Here is a 16,954-nt window from a genome sequence, read left to right as displayed (position 1 = left end):
GTGCGTTACTCGCTATCGCTCGGTGCTTCCGTCGTACCGGAATCATCCAGCTCAACTTCAATGCGAGTGACTCGCTGTAAACCTCTTGGTAATAACCCACCTCGGCGACCACGTTCGCCACGGAAGTTATCAAGGTCAGACGGTTTAAGACCCAACTTTCGCTTACCCGCGTACAGCGTTAACGATGCACCTTTTGGTAAAGACATTAAGTGAGATAGTACTTCTTCTCGCTCTTTTGCTTTAGCAGCAGGAATATTGATGATCTTATTCCCTTTACCTTTCGCCAGTTGTGGCAGGTCTTTGATTGGGAACAGCAGCATGCGACCTTGGTTAGTGATTGCTAAGATTTCATCAGAATCTAAATCTTCAATCGCTTTTGGCGTCATGACCTCAGAGTTAGCCGGCAAAGTGACCAGCGCTTTACCACTGCGGTTTTTAGACAGCAAGTCAGCGCCTTTACATACAAAGCCGTAACCTGCATCAGAGCCCACCAGCCACAGCTGATCTTCTTCACTCATGATCACTTGGCGAATACTGCTACCAGCCGTAATATTCAAACGACCGGTAATCGGCTCACCTTGACTACGAGCAGAAGGCAGCGAGTGCGACTCCAGAGAGTAACTTCGACCGTCACTACCTAGGAATACCGCAGGCTGATTACTCTTACCTCGTGCGTGCGCTAAGTATTTATCACCCGACTTATAGTTCAGGCCTTCTGCATCTACGTCATGGCCTTTCGCGTGACGAATCCAACCTTTCTCAGAAAGCACAACCGTGATTGGTTCGCTTGGAACAAGATCACGTTCAGTAAGCGCTTTTGCTTCTGCACGCTCAACCAATGGAGATCGACGGTCATCACCGTATTTCTCTGCGTCTGCTTTGATTTCTTTTTTCAGTAGTGTGTTTAGACGACGCTCAGAACCGAGTAGCTGTTCTAGCTTCTCACGCTCTTTCTCTAGCTCGTCTTGCTCACCACGGATCTTCATCTCTTCTAGTTTGGCTAAGTGACGAAGTTTGGTGTCTAGAATCGCATCCGCTTGGATATCGGTAATACCAAAACGTGCCATCAATACCGCTTTAGGATCATCTTCAGTACGGATGATCTCAATCACTTCATCTAGGTTTAGGTAAGCAACCAACAAACCTTCCAAAATGTGTAAGCGAGCCATGACTTTGTCTAGGCGGTGTTGTAGACGGCGACGTACGGTCGTGCGACGGAACTCAATCCACTCTGACAGAATTTGCACCAGACCTTTAACTTGAGGACGATTATCCAAACCAATCATGTTCAAGTTAACGCGGTAGCTGCGCTCAAGATCCGTTGATGCGAACAAGTGGTTCATCAACAAATCACAATCGACGCGGTTTGACTTAGGCACCACAACGATACGCGTTGGGTTCTCGTGATCCGACTCGTCACGAAGATCGTCAACCATTGGTAGCTTCTTCGCACGCATCTGGTTGGCGATTTGCTCAAGCAGTTTTGCACCCGATACTTGGTGTGGCAGAGAGGTGATAACGATATCAGAACCTTCTTTGTGCCATACCGCGCGCATCTTGATGCTGCCGCGACCATTGCGGTAAATCTTTTCAATATCCGCTTGCGGCGAGATGATTTCTGCTTCTGTTGGGTAATCCGGACCTTTAACATATTGCATCACGTCCGGCAGTTCTGCTTTCGGGTTGTCGATCAAATGAATAGTCGCATCTGCGATTTCACGAACGTTATGCGGAGGGATATCTGTTGCCATACCAACCGCAATACCGGTTACACCGTTAAGCAGGATATGAGGCAGACGTGCTGGCAACATTTGTGGCTCTTTCATTGTGCCATCAAAGTTAGGTTGCCATTCAACCGTGCCCTGGCCCAGTTCGCCCAGCAACACTTCAGCAAACTTAGACAGTTTTGCTTCGGTATAACGCATTGCCGCGAATGATTTCGGGTCATCTGGCGCACCCCAGTTACCTTGACCATCCACTAATGGATAGCGGTAAGAGAATGGCTGAGCCATCAATACCATCGCTTCGTAACACGCTGAATCACCGTGCGGATGGTATTTACCTAGCACGTCACCAACGGTACGTGCAGATTTTTTGTATTTTGCTGATGCAGAGAGACCAAGCTCTGACATCGCATAAATGATGCGTCGTTGAACCGGCTTTAAGCCATCACCAATGTATGGCAAGGCGCGGTCCATGATTACGTACATCGAGTAGTTCAGATAAGCGTCTTCAGTGAACTTGCGCATTGGCAACTGTTCGACGCCATCGTAGGTAATTTCTGTAGACATCCGTTACACCTCTGCCAAGTCGCCGTTGTTTTGTAGCCAAGAACGACGGTCATCTGCACGCTTTTTGCCCAGCAGCATGTCCATCATTTCCATGGTCGCCGTAGAGTCGTCAATGGTTAACTGCACTAAGCGACGCGTGTTCGGATCCATGGTGGTTTCACGCAACTGAAGTGGGTTCATCTCACCCAGACCTTTGAATCGTTGCACGTTGATTTTGGCTTTCTTCTTCGACAAGCGCTCTAAAATGCCATCTTTTTCATCGTCATCGAGGGCGTAGAACACTTCTTTCCCGCAGTCGATTCGATACAGAGGCGGCATCGCCACATAGATATGACCCGCTTCAACCAGTGCACGGAAGTGACGAGTGAACAGTGCACAAAGCAGCGTTGCGATGTGAAGACCATCCGAATCCGCATCGGCAAGGATACAGATCTTACCGTAACGAAGACCATCAAGATTATCGCTGTCAGGATCAATCCCCAAAGCCACTGAAATATCGTGTACTTCTTGAGATGCTAATACTTGGTCAGCAGAGACTTCCCACGTGTTCAAGATCTTACCACGCAGTGGCATCACGGCTTGGAACTCACGGTCACGAGCCTGTTTTGCCGAGCCACCCGCAGAGTCACCCTCCACAAAGAAGATTTCAGTGCGACTTAAATCCTGTGCTGAACAGTCGGTCAACTTACCTGGCAGTGCCGGGCCGGACGCCACTTTCTTACGTACGACTTTTTTCGCTGCACGCATACGACGGTGCGCGTTAGCGATACAGACTTCTGCCAATTGCTCTGCTAGCTGAGGCTTTTCGTTCAACCAAAGACTGAACGCATCTTTGACTACGCCAGAGACAAATGCCGCGGTTTGACGAGAAGACAGACGTTCTTTGGTCTGGCCTGCAAATTGCGGATCTTGAATTTTAACCGACAACACGTAAGAACAGCGGTCGAAAACGTCATCACCCGTTAGCTTCACGCCACGAGGTAATAGATTACGGAACTCACAGAATTCGCGCATCGCTTCTAACAAGCCTTGGCGTAGACCATTAACGTGCGTACCACCTTGAGCGGTTGGGATCAGGTTAACGTAACTTTCGGTGATCATCTCACCACCTTCTGGCTGCCAAATTACCGCCCAGTTTGCCGCTTCGGTATCCGCCAAGAACTCACCAGTAAATGGTTCTTCAGGAATAACTGGGTAGCCTTTTACGCCTTCCGCAAGATAGTCTTTAAGACCATCTTCGTAGTACCACTTATAGTCTTTACCATTAACTTTGTCGGTTAATGTAATTTCTAAACCCGGACACAAAACCGCTTTTGCGCGCAGATTATTGACTAAGCGCGTAACAGAGAAGTTAGCCGAATCGAAGTACTTCGCATCAGGCCAGAAATGCACGCTGGTACCGCGATTGCGACGACCACATGTGCCGGTTACGGTCAGGTCAGAGACTTTATCACCGTGCTCAAATGCAATTTCATACACTTGGCCATCACGACGAACGGTTACTTCAACGCGTTTTGACAACGCGTTTACTACCGAAATACCTACCCCGTGCAAACCACCAGAGAATTGGTAGTTTTTGTTAGAGAACTTACCACCTGCGTGCAGCTTGCATAGGATTAACTCTACGCCCGACACTTTCTCTTCTGGGTGGATATCAACAGGCATGCCTCGACCATCATCGATCACTTCTAGTGATTGGTCGGCATGTAGGATGACTTGTACTTTTGAGGCATGTCCGGCTAGCGCTTCATCGACACTGTTATCGATAACTTCTTGGCCCAAATGGTTTGGGCGCGCTGTATCCGTATACATCCCTGGTCGGCGACGTACTGGCTCTAAGCCATTCAGTACTTCAATGGCACCAGCATTATATTGTTCAGTCATAATACGGAATTATTCTCAAAGTTTACTTGTTGCCTGAATATCACCAATGGGTGAACCCATACTCAGGAAACGAAAAAGCCACCCTGTTCACATCACTAAGTGCTTGTAAACATGATGCATAACAAAGTAGCCAGGGTCCTCGACCCTTAAGATCTTTTGGCAAAACATAGTCGGAAAGCATACCGCCCATGTCAAGAAACGGTTGGATATATCAATAAAAACTATGAGCCTTTTCCAATCGCTTTCGAATTACAGTTCTAGAAATTCGATAATCTGTGCAGGATAACGCTCAAAGCCTACAAAACTGTGATCACCGCCTTGTTCTACTGTTTGCTTAGCGTCTGCAAACTTATCTACCGCTTGTCGATAGTCTAAAACCTCATCTTCTGTCTGCTGTAATAACCAGAAAGAATGTGGCGACGCGATGCTTTGTACATCAAGAGCTTTTAACTCGTCAATATGACAAGCTTCAAGTGTATAGGTTTCGTGCGTATAAGGGTTAGTTTGCTCACCCAAATAATCTACTAACAACTCATAGGGCTTAACCGCGGGGTTGACCACAACCGCTTTAAAACCAAACTTGTCATTTAGCCACGCTGACATAAAGCCACCTAATGAGCTGCCCACCAGACCAATGTTATAATCGTCTTTATATTGCTCGATGATATCCAACAACATTTTCGCCGCTTGTTGAGGATAACAAGGTAACTGGGGAACAATCACTTTGATATCAGGACGATGCTGCTCGCAGTATGCTCTCATCACATTGGCTTTCATTGAGAGTGGAGAACTGTTAAAGCCATGGATATACAGAAGAAGTGAAGGTTTACTCATAGATATCTCGCACAAAAAAGCGAGCCCGAACATAGAGCTCGGGCGCGTTAGTATCCGTTAGAAGAGAAGTCTGGTTGGAACTGGCCATCAGGAAGTCGGCCCACTTGAGTCGTAATATCACCACAAGCGTGCAGCTGCAGTTCACGCCAACCAGGCGAAGTCGTATCGAGGGCAAAATCATCCGAGTTAGGCTTAAACTGAACACACGTCGAGGGTGTTGCCATCACTCGAATACCATTATGAAGCACATTCATGTCTTGATGAACATGTCCACATAGAATGCCTTTCACGTTATCAAAACGATCGACAACCTGCCAGAACGCTTCGGCATCTTTTAAGGTATGTTGATCAAGCCACGCGCTTCCCACCAATAATGGATGGTGATGCAGCAACACAAGTGTGTGCCTTTCGGGGTGTTCTGCTAACTTTTCTTCGAGTAACGCTAACTGCTGGTCACTCAAGCGTCCGTGGGGAACGCCAACAACTTGCGAGTCTAAAAGAACCAACTGCCAATGCGCGCCAAGCAATACATGCTCTGCCGCTTTGATTTGTTGCGAAGGTAATACACTGCCCATATTGGGCTTGTAGTCATGATTACCAGGCAGCCAAAAGCAGTCTTTCTCTAGCAGTTCAATGCCTTCGGCAAAGCGCTGGTAAGATTCTGCACTATGGTCTTGGGAAATATCCCCTGTCGCCAAGATGTAATCAAACGTCACGTTGCGGCGTAAAACATCAGCAACAACAGCGTTAAAGCTATCGGCCGTTTTTACGCTCAGCAAACTTCCCTCATCGGCAGCAAACAGATGAGTATCCGTAATTTGTAAAAGTTTGATGCTGTCACTAAATGATTGCAAAATGAAAACCTGATTCGTCCACTATATCGTTATTTGTTATTTTCCTTTAGTGACGTGACGATCAATTGAAGGCAAGTGGTGTTCTACTGATACCACTTCGTAAACAAAACGTCAGCCATTCACCGAGGAATGTGTTTAGTTGATGCTTTTCATCTTTCTGCATCAGTTGGTCGTTGGGATAATCATACTTAGCTTTTATGCGAGAGAACTCTCCGCTTGAGCATACTTCGGCTACTCTCGCATCGTGGTAAAGCCTGACAGACATCGTCGGTAAAGGAAACACTGGCGTTTCATCACTCTGACATATCTCAACAACTGTGGTGTATTTTGTGATTTCATTCACGGTCAGTTGGTAAACCATGTTCGCCGCTTGATAGCAGCGTACATCCCCAACTTCGGCAGAAGCAGGCAATAAGGCGTTCAATTTAGCGTAGTTGGTCTCATAGGTTCTCATTAGACCCGCTAAATCAACATGATACCTCTGTTTTTCAGCCACTTGTGCCATTACTTACTCTCCACCATTTGGGGTTGCCCCCACTGTGACTTCAACTCTTGATGGTTTAATTGCAACCATTGCAACGCAATAATCGACGCACCATTTTCAAATTTTCCGTCTTTCACCCATTGATATGCTTGCTCACGACTCAAAACATGTACGCGAATATCTTCATTCTCATAGTCTAAACCATGAATGCCGTGCGCTTTAGATGCGTCCACTTCACCAACAAATACGTCCAACTTTTCCGAGCAACCGCCAGCAGAAGGATAATAAGAAGTGACTGGCGCAACACGCCCCACTTTTATCCCCGCCTCTTCGACAGCTTCTCGGCGAATGACGGCTTCGGCTGATTCATCACGGTCAATCATACCCGCGACAATCTCTAGCTGCCATGGGTGTTGATGCTCTAAGGCTCCTACTCGAATCTGTTCAATGATAACCACTTGATCCATATTTGGATCATAAGGAAGCATCGCTGCAGCATGACCACGTTCGAACATTTCTCGTTCGACAACCTCGCTCCAACCTCCAGCAAATAGCTTATGCTGAAAGCGATATTTCACCATTTTGAAAAAGCCTTCAAATAAGGTTTCTTTCGAGATGACTTTTACATCTTGCGAAGTAAAATCCTTTTGTTGTTTGTCACACTGTTGCATTCGACACCTCTCTGAGTGAATCTTGTAGTTTACTCATTGTTATTCGCTTGCTCAAAGGACTTGGCTCAACTTTTTGTACAATAGTTACAAATTAATTTAAGTCTTTGGTGAAAATTTATTGCACAACTGGATAATTACGTGTAAAAAAGTGCAAACTTTAGAGTAAATATCGTGCAAATTGAGTTAAACTACTGAGAATTAACCAATCTATTGACCGCGGGAATAGAAAATGAAAAAATTGCTTCCACTATTTATCAGTGCAGCGCTAGGTAGCATGAGTACGTCTGCGTTCGCAGACTCTTTGGCTGAAATCTACGACTTAGCAAAACAAAATGATCCACAATTGCTCAGTGTAGCAGCACAACGTGACCAAGCTTTCGAAGCAATCACCTCAAGCCGTAGTGCTCTATTACCACAAATTAACCTAACAGCAGGTTACAACTTAACTCGTGGCGATACTGAATACGACTCAAATCTAGTCAATGACGTATCAAACGATGCCAACGCTCTAACCGCTGGTGTTAGCTTTTCACAAGCACTTTACAACCGCGCATCTTGGATCTCGCTAGATACCGCTGAGAAAAGTGCTCGTCAAGCAGACGCAACTTACGCTGCGACTCAACAAGCACTAATTCTTCGTGTTTCACAAGCGTATTTTGAAGTTCTACGCGCACAAGACAACCTTGTCTTCGTCCGTGCAGAAAAAGCCGCAGTGGGTCGTCAACTAGAGCAAACAAAACAGCGTTTTGAAGTAGGTTTATCTGCGATCACTGACGTACACGACGCGCAAGCTCAGTACGACCAAGTACTGGCGGATGAAGTGTTAGCAGAAAACGCACTGACTAACAGCTACGAGTCATTACGTGAAATCACTGGTCAAGAGCACAAAGATCTCAACATCTTGGACACTCGCCGCTTCACTGCTAGCCCATCGACCGTGCCTGCTGAATCACTAATTGACGAAGCAAAAACCAAAAACCTGACCTTGCTATCTTCACGTATTCTTCAAGATATCGCACGTGACAATATTTCACTAGCAAGTTCTGGTCATCTACCAACGCTGTCTCTAGACGGTGGTTACAACTACGGTGATACGTCTCATAGCTCTCGTGACAACACCACAGACAACTTCAATATCGGTGTGAACCTTGCGGTGCCGCTATACACGGGTGGTAACGTCACCTCTCAAACCAAACAGGCTGAATACGCGTACGTGGCTGCAAGTGAAGATCTTGAAGCACAATACCGTAGCGTAGTAAAAGATGTTCGCGCACAAAACAACAACATTAACGCCTCTATCGGCGCACTACGTGCTTATGAGCAAGCCGTTATTTCTGCGCGCTCTGCACTAGAAGCAACAGAAGCAGGTTTTGATGTGGGTACTCGTACTATCGTTGACGTGCTAGACGCAACTCGTCGTCTATACGATGCGAATAAAAACCTATCGAACGCTCGTTACGACTACATCTTAAGTGTTCTTCAGCTACGCCAAGCCGTTGGTACGCTAAGCGAACAAGACATCTTAGACGTTGATGCAGGTTTGAAAGCAGCAAAATAATTGCTGACTGAATACTTCAGTTCTCAATAAATAAAAACGCCAGTTGATTTATCAGCTGGCGTTTTTTATTGCTTGCCGTTAAGAGACGAAAAGTATCTCAGAACATCAAGTATCAAAAAGGCCGCACTTGGCGACCTTTTACAAACAAATAGCGTTTCAATGCCAACAAATCGTAGGCTTAGCCCTTACCGCCTTTGATTGCATTGATGATTTCACTGGTTGAGCACCCATCCTCAAAGTTCAATACACGAACTTCGCCACCTGCAGCGATGACTTCTTTACCACCAGCAATTTCTTCTGGTTTGTAGTCACCACCTTTTACTAGCAAGCTTGGCAGAACTTCCGAGATCAAACGTTGCGGCGTATCTTCACTAAATGGTACTACCCAATCCACAGCGCCCAAACCTGCCAATACCGCCATGCGGCGATCGGTTGGGTTCACAGGACGACCAGGCCCTTTAAGACGCTTCACTGATTCATCGGTATTCACCGCAACAATCAGGCGATCACCAAGTTCAGCAGCATGGTTTAAGTAAGACACATGCCCAGCGTGAAGAATATCAAAGCAGCCGTTTGTCATAACGACTTTCTCGCCACGTGCACGGGCTTTTTTCACTGCTTCAATCAGCGCTTTTTCTGAAATTACACCGTAATCCGTGTCTTGGCTGCCATGTACCGCTTCTGCCAGTTCAATTTCAGACAAGGTCGAGGTACCAAGCTTACCAACAACAACGCCAGCCGCCGCATTCGCTAGTGCACACGCTTCTTCGAAGGATTTGCCTGCGGCAACAGACGCTGCCAATACAGAGATAACCGTGTCGCCCGCACCTGTCACGTCGTACACTTCTTTCGCTTGAGTCGGAAGGTGGAATGGCTCTTGACCACGGCGGATCAACGTCATGCCGTTTTCACTACGCGTAACCAGTAGCGCTTCAAAATCAAACTCTTCAACAAGCTGAAGTGCTTTTTCAACCAGCTCTTGGTCTGATTTTACTTTGCCAACGACATCTTCAAACTCTTTCATGTTTGGTGTTAAGAGTGTTGCTCCGCGGTAGCGTTCAAAATCCGCACCTTTAGGGTCAATGAAAACTGGAATGTTTGCTGCGCGCGCTTTTTGGATGTATGCCTGAACATGCTCTAACGAGCCTTTTGCGTAGTCAGACATAATCACGGCTTTAACGTTTGGCAGAGCGGCATCCATACGCGATAGCACAGGTGCAGAATCCGTGTTTTCAAACTTATCTTCGAAGTCGAGACGAATAAGCTGTTGTCCACGGCTCATTACGCGAAGCTTCGTGATCGTTGGGTAATCAGGCAGTGCAACGAAATCGCATTTCACATTGAGTGAGCTCAGCGTCTCCGTCAGCACTTTTGCAGGCTCATCTTCCCCTGTTAGACCAACAATGTGAGCATGGCCACCTAGTGATGCGATATTCATCGCAACGTTCGCAGCACCACCAGGACGCTCTTCATTGTTTTCTACTTTTACAACAGGAACCGGCGCTTCAGGAGAAATACGTCCGGTTGGGCCATACCAGTAACGATCTAGCATGACATCACCGATGATGAGCACACCAGCGCTGTTGTAATCAGGTAGAATTGGTTTCATTATTGGTCTCCAAAAATTAAATCGAAGTGAGTTTATCACAGCCCTTATCGAGGCTAAATATATGGTCTTAACTGAACCACTGATTCCAAGCCTGTTTTACCCACTCCCTTTCGGCAACAAACTTATCTTCCACCACATCAGCATCTAAATTGAGTAGATTTCTCCGGTGTATTTCGTTTCGCATTGTCGTGTAGGCACGTATCAACTGCATTGCCTGGTCTTCGTCCATGACATTTTGTGCAATGAGCGTTTCAAAGATGCGCACATTATCACACCAACGGGTTAATTTCGGCTTATCGTGACTATAGTTGAGCACTAAGTACTGAGCGAGAAATTCGATATCGGTAATCCCTCCCACATCTTGCTTGAGCATAAAACGGCCGGGCTTTTTCCCCCCAAGATGACCGCGCATTTTCTCTCTCATTTCGACAACGGCTTTTTTCAGTTCCGCCCGATCGCGCGCTTTGCACAACACATCATGTCGCGTATTGTGAAATGCAATGGCAAGGGGTTCATCGCCATAAATCAAGCGCGCGCGCACAAGTGCTTGATGCTCCCATGTCCAGGCTTCTTGATGCTGATAATCGTCAAACGCATCGGTTGGGCTAACCAACAAACCTGACGCGCCAGATGGGCGCAAGCGGGTATCGACTTCGTACAAAATGCCGGAAGCGGTGCGAGTCGAGAAAATATGGATGATGCGCTGCGCTAGGCGAAGGTAGAACTGACGGCCGTCGATTTCCTTTTTGCCATCTGTATAGACATTGACTGGGCAGTCATGCATGAAGACGATATCCAAGTCGGAGTTATAGCCGAGTTCCCAGCCACCGACTTTGCCATAGCCAATGACGGCAAAACCCTTGCCTTCACGATCTTTCACATGCGTTGGCTCGCCGTATTTTTCGGACACCTGCAACCAAGCCTGACTGACCACCGCATCAACGATAGCTTCCGCCAAATAGGTTAAGTGATCACTCACTTTCATCACCGGCAATGCACCAGCAATATCCGCCGCCGCAATACGTAAAATGCAGATTTGCTTAAACTGGCGCAACGCTTCCATTTGCTGCTCCATATCATCTTCTGGAATACGGGCCAGATAATCACGCAGCTCTGTACGGTAACTGTCTAATGGGATTGGATTGTACAACTGTGCAGGGTCGATCAACTCATCGAGTAAGATCGGATACCGAGATAGCTGCTCTGAAATCATTGGGCTTGCGGTACACAAACGCACGAGCTGTACTAGAGCAGCTGGATGCTCATCCAATAACTCCAGATAAGTCGTACGAGTGCAGATATTGTGCAGTAAATGCAGCACTCGCGGTAAACCAAACTGTGCATCAGGGTGGGCAAACACCGCATCAAATACCTTCGGCATTAAACGGTTTAACACTTCGCGTCCACGCGGTCCTAACGTTTTTTTAGCCAGGTCGGTTTTAAAGTTGATGATGGTTTTCGCGCATGAAGCAAAGTCTTCAACCTGAATATCCTGCTGTAAGATATGCTCAAGCACATCTTGTTTGTTCGCCATATCCCATAGCTCATGAAAATGACGAGCAACCGTAGTACCCTCGTCTTCTTCATCATCACCAATTAACGACTCAAATACTTGATGGACATTCGCCATGTGCTGCTGAGTTTGCTCAATCAGTTGGTCCCAAGAGGTCATTTGCATCGCGGTAGCGAGCTTTAAGCGTTCGATTTCGCAATCAGGCAGAGTCTGGGTTTGCTTGTCCGCCATCGCTTGCAACAAGTTTTCTAATTGACGTAAATACTTGTATGCGGCTTCTAGACTGCTGACTTCTTGCGAAGTGAGTAACGCCAGCTCTTCAATGCCTTGCAGCGTTTCCAACAACCCTCGATTACGAAGAGAAGGCTCGCGACCACCCCGAATTAATTGAAAAACTTGGGCGATAAATTCAATTTCTCGGATACCACCTGCGCCTAACTTAATGTTGTTGTTCAAACCTCGGCGGCGAACCTCACTACTGATCATCGATTTCATCCGACGCAAAGACTGAATCGCACTGAAATCAATATAGCGACGAAAAACAAAAGGACGCAGCATTTGGCGTAGCTCTTGGTATTGCGGGTACATTTCGCACCCCATCACTCGAGCTTTGATCATCGCGTAACGCTCCCAGTCACGTCCCTGTTCTTGATAGTAATCCTCTAGTGCCGCATAGCTCATGACTAATGGACCACTCTCACCAAACGGACGCAAACGCATATCGACACGGTAACAGAAGCCATCGAAGGTTTGTTGGTCGAGCGCTTTGATGATGCGTTGACCAAGGCGAGTAAAGAACTGGGCATTGGCAATGCTGCGGCGCGCGCCTTGTGTCTCACCGTTTTCTGGATACGTGAAAATCAGATCGATATCGGAAGAAAAGTTTAACTCGCCACCACCCAGTTTCCCCATGCCGATAATCAACATCGGCTGTACTTCACCTTCCTCACTCGTCGGCGTTCCCCACTCCTGACAACACGCTTGATATTGCCATTGATAGGTTTCAAAAATCATCGCTTCAGCCAACTCGGATAAGTGGCTTAAAGACGTTTCTAGCGACCATGCATGCGTGAAATCCTTCCACGCAATGTACACCATTTCTCGGTTGCGAAACTGACGCAACACGCGATGACCAGACATCTCATCCGGGCATTGTCCCAACAGTGCAGCAAGACGTGAGCGGTAAGATTCCTGACGACTTGGTTGCGCTAACATGCTTGGCAACTCACGGGCTAAAACTTCATCGCGATGAATGGCTTCGGTAATAAACTGGCTTAAGCCCGCCACATAGCGAAATTGCTGCGCAATCTCATCTGGCCAAAGGGGAAAATAACCTGCCTCTTGAGCATTTTGTACGGCAGATTCAGCGATAGAAATCAGTGGCGAAGGCAGCTGCATTTTTCTTCCTTGTTTGAAAAGCACGGTAACTCATTCTTTATACCAGACTTAAAGCAAATAAAAACGCCCACAAAAGGTTTGTGGGCGTTTTATCAAAAGTTCTGGATGGAATATTAAACTTGGAAAGATTTGATCTTCTTGTCTAACTCGCCAGCATTATTTTGCATCATTTCAGAAGTTTCTAGCAGCTCTGTCACAACCACAACCGAGGCTTCTACCAGCTCACGTACATTGGTGAGGTTTTGACTCATCTCTTCTGCAACACTGCTTTGCTGACCAGACGCCGTCGCGATTTGGAAGTTCATGTCATTGATTTGCGTCACTTGCCCAACAATACCATCGAGCTCAGATCCAGCATTAGAAACCAGCTCGTTCCCATCGGCCGCTTCCACTACACTTTTCTCCATGAGTTCTACAGCAGATTCTGCACTGGTTTGCAGCTGCGCAATCATCTCTTGAATTTCTACCGTCGCTTGTTGTGTACGTTGTGCAAGGTTACGAACTTCATCTGCAACCACCGCAAAACCACGACCCGCCTCGCCAGCTCGCGCCGCTTCAATAGCCGCATTCAGTGCAAGCAGGTTAGTTTGTTCAGAGATACCTTGAATCGTACCCACAACACTACCAATGGATTCAACACGTTCTTCGACCTGGTTAACCGCCTGCGCCGATGAAGCGATGTCCGACGAGAGTTCACTCATTTTCGCCATCGTACTTTGCAAGAACTGTTGACCAGAAATCGCTTGTGCGGAAGCTTGCTCTGTAAGAGAAGACGCCGTCTGGGCATGTTCTGCGACGGTTTGCACCGTCGACGACATTTCACTCATCGCCGTCGCAAGTTGATCAATTTCGTTAAACTCTTCTTGCGCCGATTCCTTCGTTTCCGACATGCTCAGCGTCATCACTTCCGTGAGTGTGGATAACTCATCAGAAGCATTAATTTGCATTTGAATCACATCGTGCAATTGGCGACGTGTCTTTTCTAATTCACGTGCCACGTCTCCGTATTCATCTTTACAATCCATACCAAATGGCACGGAGAGGTTCTTGCTCGCCATCAGTTTGATTGCGTCGCTCAGATACTGCGTTTGACGCAGCATCACTCTAGCCGCCGCTAATAAGAGCACGACAAAAACCACAATCAATAAGGCGGTTTGCCAAGCAACTTGCGTTAAGTATGCTTCGTAATGCTGTTGGGCAACTTGCGCGTTTTGTGTCGCCGCTAAAAGTGAATCGTAAAAGGTGTTCGCGTCCCACAGTTGTTTTGCCACAATCAGGACAGTACTGAAGACCATCAACATGACCATTTTAGGAACCAGTCGAATGTCGGATATGACCCTTTCCCATGGCTTAAATGCCAGCTTTTCCATTGTCAGTTCTCCACCGAGTCTTATATAGTCTTTATCTATAATCTTTATATTACTTATAGTTATGTTCGCGTTTAGCGTGGTTACGCGATTTATTTCGAGCTTCGTATGAAAAACAATGATATCAAAGACAGCACACGACCGATGGGCCTGTTGTCACTAATATTGTCTTTTATGGCACTATTTGTGATCTCTGGCTTGTTGTTTTTCCCGATCGATTACGAAACCCGTCAAGTTCTTATCGGTCTGGATTTCATAATCTGTAGTATTTTTCTATTACAGCTCACCATTGATTTGATCCGGTCCACAGATCGGTGGTTGTTTCTTAAACGTCATTGGATAGATTTCGTGGCGAGCATCCCATTAATAGAGCCACTGCGCTTTGCTCGTATCTTTCATATTCTTCGAGTGGTATTAGTACTGCGCTCGTCAAAGTTCATTTTGCATCAGCTCAAAGAGAACCGCCGCGAAACCACGGTCGCCTCAATATTACTGTTGATGGTGATCCTCATTACGCTCGGTTCTAGTGCCATGCTGTTTATCGAAGCGAAAAACCCAGAAGCGAATATTCGCACTGGCGCCGATGCTTTGTGGTGGGTATTCGTAACGATCTCAACCGTTGGTTACGGCGATCATTATCCGGTGACCTCAGTAGGAAAGTTTTTAGCCGTCATCATCATTGTTTGTGGTGTGGGGATCTTTGGTATGATTTCGGGTCTTATCACCTCTATCCTTACTGCCCCGACAAAACAACAGACGCACAGCTCAATCAATAAAGAACGTATGCTCGAGCAGCTCCTAAGCCAACAAGCGCAAATACTAGAACGACTCGATTTCATGGAAAAAGAGCTACAACAACGTAAAACAGAGACAAAAAAATAGGACCATGCGGTCCTATTTTTTGTCCTTATCACCAGAACGATCATTCACGCCAATAAGGCTGCACTTCCACACTGATCGCTCGGGTTTGATCCATTGCATGCAAAATTGAACGCTCTTGACGGTGCAACCAGCGTTCTAACTGCTCTTTTTCTGCGTCTTCCAACATATCAACCAACGGAAGTAAGTGGTTCAGCATTAGCAGATCATCAATACCATGCACCAGATCCGCCCATGGCAAACGGAAGCTGTTGCGCTCATCCGAGTTATATAGACTCGCGAAACCAATACCGGTATAGAGGTTACGCAGCAAGCGATAGCGCTGATCAACATACTCTTGCGCCGTCAGGTCGCGCTCTGCTGGGAAAGCTTCCATTAGTTCTGCCCAAGTGCGATCGAGCTGAGTGACTGAAAACGGCATGATATTACTTGCCATTTTTTCGCGCGCTTTTTCATCAAGAAACGGCTGCCAGCCACGCGCTAAGATCCAGCGACTAAGATCCAGCAATAACCCGGTGTAACGCGCGGAATTGAGCAACCCTAGCACTTCTTCACGGCTTGGCAGCTCTTGTAACTGCTGAGTCAACTCAGATACTAAGAACTTACGCGCATCCAACTTACGCAGCACATTGCCTTTGTCATCTAAGAGCTCTTCAAGGTGTGCATGCTCATCCAACCAACTCAGTTCTTCTTCCAACCATTTAAGCTCTTGGCGCAGAATCGCACTCGCGCGACGAGGGACAACACCACCAAAAATGGTCAATGTTTGACGAATAAAACGAATGGCATTGCTGATTTCACGTAGCGCTTCCACATTGTCACGCTCAGCATAAATTTGCTCGTGATAATGCCAGTGAGATAGGGCGTGTTCTAAAGAGTTGATCAAGCAGTATTCAACGGTATCCGTCGGGCTACTGTCCACAAGCGCCAACGATTTTACTTCATCACCTGCATAGCCACTTGCAAGTCGATAGCCTTTCGCCGCTTTACTCAAGTTACCCAAACGCATGCCACCTTGCTCGCAAAAGCTACGTGCTAGTGTAAATAGGGCATCGGTTTGGCCCGATTTAAGTTCCAGTTCAACTTCGCAAATCGGTTCTTGTTTCTCTTCCCCATCTTCACCTTTGGCGACGACCATACCTTGGTCAAACGCCACTTCTATTTGGCTACCGTCTGGCATGCCAATCAGCCACTGTTCACGTGTGAAGTTGGTCGAGAATAACGGCATAAGCTCAGATTGCAGCGTTGCTGCGTCTTTACCTGGCGGCCAAATGTCTACAGGATGAAGCGACAGATTAGGCTCGTCGCTAGTGTGCTCAGCATTGTATTCTGGTCTTTGATGTAAGCCTGCGACGACGCGTCCTGCTGTCTTTACGGTTTGGACGAATACATCATCAAAACGGCGAATTCTTAAACCAATGTCGTGCTTTCTCAGCCATTTATCGGCGGTATCAAAGTAGGTGTTACCCAAGTCACGACAACTATGCTGAAGTACTTTTGTCTCAGAAATTTTTTCTTTTAAAGTTTCTGAAAATTCAGGAGAAACAAAAAACTTCAGTTCTATTTCGGTTTCCATAGCTATACCTTTCAAAGCAGATAGAAACAGGATATT

The 16,954-nt window shown here is 46.8% G+C and carries 12 protein-coding genes; 2 read left to right on the top strand and 10 right to left on the bottom strand.

Translation table 11 applies throughout. The features are described 5' to 3' along the window. Nucleotides 1–5: 5 nt before the first annotated feature. From parC to nudF, 6 genes are all read right to left on the bottom strand, one after another. Complete coding sequence (parC, locus tag ACZ5ZC_RS09960) at nucleotides 6–2,291, bottom strand: DNA topoisomerase IV subunit A (protein WP_145473205.1); 2,286 nt, start codon at nucleotides 2,289–2,291, stop codon at nucleotides 6–8. Between the two features lie 3 nt (nucleotides 2,292–2,294). Next, complete coding sequence (parE, locus tag ACZ5ZC_RS09955; RefSeq protein WP_005395924.1) at nucleotides 2,295–4,175, bottom strand: DNA topoisomerase IV subunit B; 1,881 nt, start codon at nucleotides 4,173–4,175, stop codon at nucleotides 2,295–2,297. Between the two features lie 249 nt (nucleotides 4,176–4,424). Further along, nucleotides 4,425–5,009, bottom strand: coding sequence for an esterase YqiA (yqiA, locus tag ACZ5ZC_RS09950; protein ID WP_085342794.1), 585 nt, complete (start codon nucleotides 5,007–5,009; stop codon nucleotides 4,425–4,427). A 47-nt stretch (nucleotides 5,010–5,056) separates the two neighbouring features. After that, nucleotides 5,057–5,863, bottom strand: a complete 807-nt coding sequence (cpdA, locus tag ACZ5ZC_RS09945) for a 3',5'-cyclic-AMP phosphodiesterase (RefSeq protein ID WP_464931888.1) — start codon at nucleotides 5,861–5,863, stop codon at nucleotides 5,057–5,059. Nucleotides 5,864–5,924: 61 nt separating this feature from the next. Beyond that, a complete protein-coding gene (locus ACZ5ZC_RS09940) occupies nucleotides 5,925–6,368 on the bottom strand; it encodes a DUF1249 family protein (RefSeq protein WP_005395930.1) in 444 nt (147 codons plus the stop codon). Beyond that, nucleotides 6,368–7,018, bottom strand: coding sequence for an ADP-ribose diphosphatase (gene nudF / locus ACZ5ZC_RS09935; protein ID WP_464931887.1), 651 nt, complete (start codon nucleotides 7,016–7,018; stop codon nucleotides 6,368–6,370). Before nudF ends, ACZ5ZC_RS09940 begins: the two co-directional genes overlap by 1 nt. A 229-nt stretch (nucleotides 7,019–7,247) precedes the next feature. Between nudF and tolC the strand changes: the two genes are divergently transcribed. After that, nucleotides 7,248–8,576 (top strand): outer membrane channel protein TolC, encoded by a 1,329-nt coding sequence (gene tolC / locus ACZ5ZC_RS09930; RefSeq protein ID WP_012842165.1) that lies wholly within the window; start codon nucleotides 7,248–7,250, stop codon nucleotides 8,574–8,576. Nucleotides 8,577–8,754: 178 nt separating this feature from the next. On the opposite strand, the gene hldE is transcribed toward tolC, so the two are convergent. The 3 genes from hldE to ACZ5ZC_RS09915 all read right to left on the bottom strand — a co-directional run bounded on the left by hldE (nucleotide 8,755) and on the right by ACZ5ZC_RS09915 (nucleotide 14,466). Further along, nucleotides 8,755–10,185: a bifunctional D-glycero-beta-D-manno-heptose-7-phosphate kinase/D-glycero-beta-D-manno-heptose 1-phosphate adenylyltransferase HldE gene (hldE, locus tag ACZ5ZC_RS09925; RefSeq protein ID WP_012842166.1), complete on the bottom strand. Its 1,431-nt coding sequence runs from the start codon at nucleotides 10,183–10,185 to the stop codon at nucleotides 8,755–8,757. 67 nt (nucleotides 10,186–10,252) lie between these two features. Then, nucleotides 10,253–13,096, bottom strand: coding sequence for a bifunctional [glutamate--ammonia ligase]-adenylyl-L-tyrosine phosphorylase/[glutamate--ammonia-ligase] adenylyltransferase (gene glnE / locus ACZ5ZC_RS09920; protein WP_464931886.1), 2,844 nt, complete (start codon nucleotides 13,094–13,096; stop codon nucleotides 10,253–10,255). A 113-nt stretch (nucleotides 13,097–13,209) separates the two neighbouring features. Further along, nucleotides 13,210–14,466 carry a methyl-accepting chemotaxis protein gene (locus ACZ5ZC_RS09915; RefSeq protein ID WP_005395942.1) on the bottom strand — a complete coding sequence of 419 codons (1,257 nt, stop codon included), beginning with the start codon at nucleotides 14,464–14,466 and terminating at the stop codon, nucleotides 13,210–13,212. A gap of 105 nt (nucleotides 14,467–14,571) precedes the next feature. On the opposite strand from ACZ5ZC_RS09915, the gene ACZ5ZC_RS09910 reads away from it, so the two are divergent. Further along, entirely contained in the window at nucleotides 14,572–15,345 is a 774-nt protein-coding gene (locus tag ACZ5ZC_RS09910) for a potassium channel family protein (protein WP_330944579.1), read from the top strand. A 40-nt stretch (nucleotides 15,346–15,385) separates the two neighbouring features. Here ACZ5ZC_RS09910 and ACZ5ZC_RS09905 read toward each other — a convergent pair whose 3' ends face one another. Then, on the bottom strand, nucleotides 15,386–16,918 hold the full coding sequence (locus ACZ5ZC_RS09905) for a CYTH and CHAD domain-containing protein (RefSeq protein ID WP_005395946.1): 1,533 nt from the start codon (nucleotides 16,916–16,918) through the stop codon (nucleotides 15,386–15,388). Nucleotides 16,919–16,954: the final 36 nt, after the last annotated feature.

The organism is Vibrio sp. JCM 18905, from assembly GCF_055393305.1.
This window is presented reverse-complemented; position numbering and strand designations above follow the sequence as displayed.